6 protein-coding genes, 1 tRNA gene and 1 riboswitch are annotated in these 6,854 nt (G+C 43.9%); all 7 genes read left to right on the forward strand.

All coding sequences use genetic code 11. The features are described from left to right. Window positions 1–9: 9 nt before the first annotated feature. A riboswitch (FMN riboswitch) is annotated at window positions 10–128 on the reverse strand. A 313-nt stretch (window positions 129–441) separates the two neighbouring features. The 7 genes from HPY74_18880 to HPY74_18910 all read left to right on the forward strand — a co-directional run bounded on the left by HPY74_18880 (window position 442) and on the right by HPY74_18910 (window position 6,802). Next, entirely contained in the window at window positions 442–1,494 is a 1,053-nt protein-coding gene (locus HPY74_18880) for a DctP family TRAP transporter solute-binding subunit (protein NSW92678.1), read from the forward strand. Window positions 1,495–1,544: 50 nt separating this feature from the next. After that, the gene (locus tag HPY74_18885; GenBank protein ID NSW92679.1) at window positions 1,545–2,033 is read left to right on the forward strand and encodes a TRAP transporter small permease; all 489 of its coding nucleotides are present in this window, start codon (window positions 1,545–1,547) and stop codon (window positions 2,031–2,033) included. 2 nt (window positions 2,034–2,035) lie between these two features. Further along, complete coding sequence (locus HPY74_18890; protein NSW92680.1) at window positions 2,036–3,316, forward strand: TRAP transporter large permease; 1,281 nt, start codon at window positions 2,036–2,038, stop codon at window positions 3,314–3,316. 89 nt (window positions 3,317–3,405) lie between these two features. Next, on the forward strand, window positions 3,406–4,374 hold the full coding sequence (locus tag HPY74_18895; protein NSW92681.1) for a C-terminal binding protein: 969 nt from the start codon (window positions 3,406–3,408) through the stop codon (window positions 4,372–4,374). Between the two features lie 50 nt (window positions 4,375–4,424). Beyond that, on the forward strand, window positions 4,425–5,645 hold the full coding sequence (locus HPY74_18900; GenBank protein ID NSW92682.1) for a pyruvate carboxyltransferase: 1,221 nt from the start codon (window positions 4,425–4,427) through the stop codon (window positions 5,643–5,645). 289 nt (window positions 5,646–5,934) lie between these two features. Next, window positions 5,935–6,645, forward strand: coding sequence for a FadR family transcriptional regulator (locus HPY74_18905; protein NSW92683.1), 711 nt, complete (start codon window positions 5,935–5,937; stop codon window positions 6,643–6,645). An 83-nt stretch (window positions 6,646–6,728) separates the two neighbouring features. Continuing rightward, window positions 6,729–6,802 (forward strand) — tRNA-Gly (locus HPY74_18910). Window positions 6,803–6,854: the final 52 nt, after the last annotated feature.

Here is a 6,854-nt window from a genome sequence, read left to right on the forward strand (position 1 = left end):
CAGGCATCCTCGTATCTTCTCCCATCCAGACTGTAACTGTCGGCTCCGGAATCTCACCGGGTCAATTGCCAAGGCAACTCGCGGGCTTTACCGCCGGTAGGGAATTTCACCCTGCCCCGAAGATACAAAAATTGAAATATTCAATTTCCTTTTAAAATTATGCATCAAAAACCATCAGACTGTCAAATATATTTTTGAAACTTTATTGCAAGATGAAAAGAAAAAGATTAAAGAGTCCAGCGGATAGCTATCCCAATATTGTGCTTGCTGTTTCTTGATGTTTTTTATAAAATTTTTTTTGTTTTAAAGGAATTTTAAATTTTATGTCGAAGTGGTATAATAAATAAAAGGTAAGACCAATATACCATTAAACCAATGAAATGTTTTGACAATATAATACTTGTTGGTCTTATCAATATTTTAAATTCATGGAGGTGTATTATGTTAAAAAGACGTTTTATCTTACCGCTCATCCTGCTCATCACCCTAACGCTTATTGTGGCAGGCTGTGCCTCTAAGAAGGGAGATGCAACCGACAACAAGAACAGTGGAAGCAGCAGTGCGACAGTAATCAAATTTGCTCATAATGGACCCAGCATACCGGAGCATCCGATGAATGTTGCCGCAAACAAATTTAAAGAGCTGGTTGAAAAGAATTCAAACGGACAGTTGAAAGTAGAAATATATCCTGCCGGACAGTTGGGTGATGCCCGTACCATAGTAGAAGGCGTACAGATGGGAACCATTGAAATGGGCGATGTAGAAAACGGGCCTATGGGCAGATTTGTTCCCGCTGCTATGCTTTGGGATTTGCCCTACCTGTTTAGGGACCTAGACCATGCCCATAAGGTTTTAGACGGTTCTGTTGGACAGAAGATAGCAAATATGTATCTTGAAAAGGGCATAAGGCTGCTGGCGTATAACGATGGAGGATTTAGATACTTCACCAATAATAAGCGTCCCATTAACACACCCGATGATATGAAGGGCTTGAAAATAAGGGTTATGGAAAGCGAAGTCATGATCGATACTATCAATGCCTTTGGCGCTACAGCCGTTCCCATGGCCTTTGGCGAGGTTTATACGGCTTTGCAGCAGGGTACCGTCGACGGCCAGGAAAACCCGTTGGACCTAATAGACAGCCAGAAGTTTTACGAGGTACAGGACTACCTTTCTTTAAGCGAGCATTTTTACTATCCTAGGCAGTATATAATCTCGGAGAATTTCTATAATGCTCTTTCTTCCGAACTTCAGGGAGTAGTGGCTGACGCTGCTAAAGAAGCATGCAGAGTACAAAGAGAAGAATTGGCCAAATATAGCGCCAATATGCTTGGCAAGCTGAAAGAAGCAGGCATGCAGGTAAATGAGGTGGAAAAGGAGCCCTTCATGCAAATAGCAAAAGAAAAGGTCTATAAGAAATTCTACGGTAAGATTGGCAATGGTGATGAAGCCGCAGGCAAAGCATTGATCGAAGAGGTATTAAATGTCAAATAATTTGCGGGAGGTATAAATACCTCCCGTATCTGTGAAAAAGGAGGGGTGAGATGATACGGCAGAAAAAGGCAGGATTGTATTACGGCATTAACCGAATCTTGCAATATTTTTTGGCGGTTTTGATGATGGTAATAACAGCCCTTACATTCTATCAGGTTGTTATGAGATATGTATTTAAGTCAGCTCCTTTCTGGTCGGAGGAGATGGTTCGATTCCTATTTATTTGGGTCAGTTTTGTTGCGGCAGCCGTCGGAATAAAGGAGCACGTTCATATAGGCATAGATGCCTTAGTGAACATCTTCCCAAAACCCGTACAAAAGGTAGTAAATATTCTGGTCTATTTGGTTATTTCAATTTTTGGCGCGACCCTTGCATACTTTGGATGGCCGGTGGTTGTTATGACCCACAACCAGCCCTCTCCGGCCCTGGGAATTCCTATGAGTTATGTGTATATCTCGGTACCCGTCATGGGTGCAATGATAATTGTTTATTCGCTGTTTGAAGTTATTGCGATGCTTAGAAATGCAAAGGAGGGTTAGGTTTGCTTACGGTTTTGCTTGTAGTATTAGTACTATGCTTTGCTTTTAATGTACCCATAGGCTTTTCACTGGGGATAGCATCTATGGCTTCTCTGATGTATTCCGGCAATCTTTCCTTGAGTCTAATACCCCAGAGAATGGTGGCAGGAGCAAATTCCTTTCCGCTTTTAGCCATACCCTTCTTTATGCTGGCCGGCGCCGTGATGGAAAAAGGCGGCGTGTCAAAAAGGATAGTTCACTTGGCCAGTACACTGGTCGGCCATATAAGAGGGGGGTTGGCAGCAGTATCCATACTTGCGTGCACATTTTTTGCCGCCATATCCGGTTCGACCCCGGCTACCGCTGCTGCTGTAGGAGGTCTAACCATTCCGGAAATGGAAAAGAGAGGCTATGACAGAAGCTATGCTGCCGCCGTTGTAGCGGCTGCCGGCTGTTTGGGCGTTATCATTCCCCCAAGCATTACTATGGTACTTTTCGGCGTTACGGCAAACGTTTCTATAGGAAAGCTTTTGATAGGAGGAATAATTCCCGGGCTGGTTCTTTCGGCCATGCTCATCGGAATGAATTTTATAATGGCTTCAAAGCTGAATTATCCCACCGAGCGCAAGCATTCGATAGGGGAAATATGGAGGGCGTTTGTCGATTCTATATGGGCCCTTTTAATGCCTATCATCATCCTGGGAGGCATAATGACGGGCATATTTACGCCTACCGAATCCGCAGCCATTGCCGTGGTATACGGGCTGATAGTAGGTTTCTTCATCTATCGCGAGCTTACCCTCCATGATCTTGTACCTATATTTTACAAGGCGTCTGTAAGCTCGGCCATGATAATGCTGTTAATAGCCGCTGCCAACCCCTTCGGATGGATAATGACAGCCCAGCAGGTTCCGGCCATGGTATCCAATGCAATACTTTCCATTTCCAATAACCCAAATGTCATCTATGTATTGATACTGGTTCTGTACCTGATACTGGGAACATTTATGGAAACCGCCGCCATAATACTTTTAGTGGTGCCCATTCTGGCTCCCATAGTTCAAAACATGGGTATAAATATGGTGCAGTTCGGCGTTGTTACAGTAATAGCTTTGGCCATAGGCATGGCGACACCTCCCGTTGGAATAGCATTGTTTGCAACCTGCGGAATAGCGGATGTTAAAATGGGCCAGATATCGAAAAAGGTTATTCCGTTCTTGATAACCTTGATTATAGGTATGTTTTTGCTTGCTTTTGTACCGGCCATTACGACTTTCCTGCCGGATTTGCTAATGGGGAAATGAGCTGGCAATAATTTTTTTAAAGGAATGGTATAACCACTAGACAACTATAACGGTACCATAATTAAATAAACTACCAAGGGGGTAATAACATGACATACAAAGTGGCGATGGCTGATACCATCTTCCCGGATTTCAGCATAGAGGAAGAGATATTGAAGGAAATCAATGCAGAACTAATTCTTGCTAAAGACGGCGGCGAGGAAGCGATCCTGGAAATAGCTAAAGACGCCGATGCCCTGGTGACCGTCTATGCGGAAATCACCCGCAACATTATTGAGAAGCTGGAAAAATGCAAGATAATAGTACGATGTGGCATAGGCGTGAATAACATCGACATGCAAGCGGCTTCGGAAAAGAAAATTTATGTGGCAAACGTCCCCGATTACTGTTGGGACGAAGTTTCGGACCATGCCTTGACCCTGGCACTGGCTCTGGAAAGAAAAATTTTCCAGCTTGATAAAGCGGTAAAATCGGGCGAATGGAATCTCAACATTGCAAAACCTATTTTTGGATTAAGGGGGCAGACCTTTGGACTTGTAGGCTTTGGCAACATCCCAAAACAGGCTGCCAGGAAAGCCCAGGCCTTTGGATTTAAAGTAGTGGCGTACGACCCCTTTGTGAGCCAGGAAGTTGCCGATGAGCTTGATGTAAAGATGTTAACGCTGGAAGAGCTTTTAAAGGATTCGGATGTAGTATCCATTCATGCACCGTTGGTAGATGCCACCTATCATATGATAAACAGGGAAACCATAGCATTGATGAAACCCACAGCATACCTCGTAAATACCGCCAGGGGCCCTCTTGTGGATACACAGGCCCTGTATGAGGCGTTAAGAGATAAAAAGATAGCCGGTGCTGCATTGGACGTGTTGGAGGAAGAACCACTCCAAAAGGATAACCCCTTGCTAAGTCTTGAAAATGTAATCCTCACCCCGCATGCGGCCTTTTACAGCGAGGCTTCATCGGACAACTTGAGGAGGCTAGCCTTTACCGAAGTGGTTAGAGCATTGAAGGGCGGTACACCAAAGAACTTCGTCAACAGAAAATACTTTGAGTAAGCAGTGAGCAAAGCTCATTGGAAATAAAAAAATTTAAGGAGGTAACATAAATGTCAGCAACACCTTGGAAAACAGAAAAATGGTTTACAAGTCCCTGGAACTTTGCAGAGGAAGTAACAAAAGACTTTGACTTTGCAAAAAAGATAAAGCTCCATGACGTTACTTTAAGGGACGGAGAACAGCAGGCAGGATTGATATTCAATAAAGACCAAAAAATAGCCATTGCAGAAAAACTGGCAGAGGTGGGCATCCACAGGATCGAAGCTGGAATGCCAGCTGTATCAGATCAAGATGAAGCAGCTATAAAAGAAATAGTAAAAAGAAACCTCGGGCCTGAAGTATTCGCCTTTGCCCGATGCATGAAAGAGGACGTAAAGAGGGCCGCGGATTGTGGAGTAAAGGGTATTGTAGTAGAGATACCCTCCAGTGAGCACATAATAAAATATGCCTACAGATGGCCGCTGGAAAAAGCTATTGAGCTTTCCATCGAAGCCACTCAACTGGCGAAAGAGTTCGGTCTCTATACCGTATTCTTCCCCATTGACATGAGCCGTGCGGAAATGAACTGGGTATTAACCCTCATCGAAAAAGTAGCAACAGAAGGCCATATGGATGCCCTGGCTATCGTAGATACCATGGGTGGTCTTGCTCCATCGGCAATACCCAACCTGATCAGGAAAGTAAAAGAAAGAATAAATAAACCCGTGGAAGTGCATTTCCATGATGATTTCGGCATGGGTGCGGCCAATACCGTGCTTGCGCTGGCAGCCGGAGCCGACGTTGCCCACACCACCATTATGGGTACCGGCGAGAGGGCAGGAAACGCCTCCTATGAAGAAGTAGTCCTGACACTGCTCACAATGTACGGTGTAGACCTTGGACTAGATTACGGTACGATTTTTGAACTAGCAAAATACGTAAAGGATATTTCCGGATTAAATATCAAGCAGAACCAGGGTATCTACGGCGAAAGTGTTTTCGATATCGAATCAGGGATAGTATCAGCATGGTATCAGAACGTTAAGAACGACTATCCCTTGGAAGTTTCACCGTATTTGCCAGAATTGATCGGCCAGAGGGCTCCCAGACTGGTAATGGGCAAACACAGCGGAATGCCGAACGTGGAAGAATGGCTTGAGAAAATAGGCAAAACCGCAACCGAAGTCCAAATGCAGGAGATCGTACAGAAGGTAAAGGAAAAAGCCTATGAGATATCAAGGCTGTTAACCGAAGATGAATTTAAGGAAATCGTAGAAAAAGTTGTGGGCTAGTTTTGTTGAAGGCCATTGGATGATATCTGTCATCAATGGCCTTCCCGCAATAGGTCTTGCCGCCTGCTTGCAAGCCAGTATGATATCAATATCAACCATAAACCATTATGGAAGGCTGTGGGTGGCCTGGTTGCCGCGCCTTTAAAGGCATAGACCAGGCTGTTTGTGGGCTTTTACAATATGTAGGAAAATTGAAGAAATTGTTGAAATAACTTTCTGTTGAATATATACTATTCATGTCAGATTGTTTAACAAAATTTTAACCTTCTTCGTTTTGGGGAGGACTGTGATGTTAAAACCATTGAAGAGAAAAACATTGGCAGAGGAAATCATCCATTCAATCAGGGAATTAATCGCAAACGGGGAACTAAAACCGGGAGATAAATTGCCGGGAGAAAGGGAATTGGCAGAACAGCTTTGCGTTAGCCGCGCTTGTGTCCGGGAAGCCCTTAGGGCATTGGCCCTTGCCGGGGTTTTATCAATAAGACCCGGGGATGGAACCTATTTGAATGAAAACACATCGCAATATTTTAGTGACATCTTGAATACCAAATTGAATTTCATGCTGGAAACCAATGATTTCGTGCAGCTGATCGAGGCGCGAAAAATCATAGAATCACAGCTGGCGAAGCTTGCCGCTAAAAGAGCAACGCAGGAAATGATATCCATCTTGGAGGATTCGGTTATTAAAATGGAAAAGTATTTTGACGATTTAGAAACCTTCATAAGGGAAGATGTCAAATTCCATGTAACCATTTCAGAGGCGGCTGAAAACGAAATTTTGTTTCAAACCCTTTCAACTGTAAGAGAACTATTGACCGATGTTCAAAGAGCGGTATCGCAAATAGAGGGATTAAGACCCAGATCGTTGAAGTATCATAAAAAAATATATGAATGCGTTCGCGATAGAAAATTCGAAGAAGCCGCGAGAGTTATGGATGAACACATATCCGATGTGGAAAGAACATTGTGGGAATATTTGGAAACAAAGAAATGTTAATAAGAACCAAGTGAACCAAGTGAACTATACTTTTAAAAGTATTGATTATAGCTTGCCAAAAAGTTATAATATAGATTGGAGTTGCGGGTATAGCTCAATGGCAGAGCACCGGCTTCCCAAGCCGGCGGTGCGGGTTCGATTCCCGTTACCCGCTCCATATTCGGGGCGATAGCTCAGTTGGGAGAGCGCTACCTTGACATGGTAGAGGT

Source organism: Bacillota bacterium (genome assembly GCA_013314855.1).
In the GTDB taxonomy this organism is placed as follows: Bacteria; Bacillota; Clostridia; order Acetivibrionales; family DUMC01; genus Ch48.

Coding starts and splice junctions, on each gene's coding strand:
- HPY74_18895 (NSW92681.1), top strand. CDS start 3,406: ATGACATACAAAGTGGCGATGGCTGATACCATCTTCCCGGATTTCAGC.
- HPY74_18900 (NSW92682.1), top strand. CDS start 4,425: ATGTCAGCAACACCTTGGAAAACAGAAAAATGGTTTACAAGTCCCTGG.
- HPY74_18885 (NSW92679.1), top strand. CDS start 1,545: ATGATACGGCAGAAAAAGGCAGGATTGTATTACGGCATTAACCGAATC.
- HPY74_18880 (NSW92678.1), top strand. CDS start 442: ATGTTAAAAAGACGTTTTATCTTACCGCTCATCCTGCTCATCACCCTA.
- HPY74_18905 (NSW92683.1), top strand. CDS start 5,935: ATGTTAAAACCATTGAAGAGAAAAACATTGGCAGAGGAAATCATCCAT.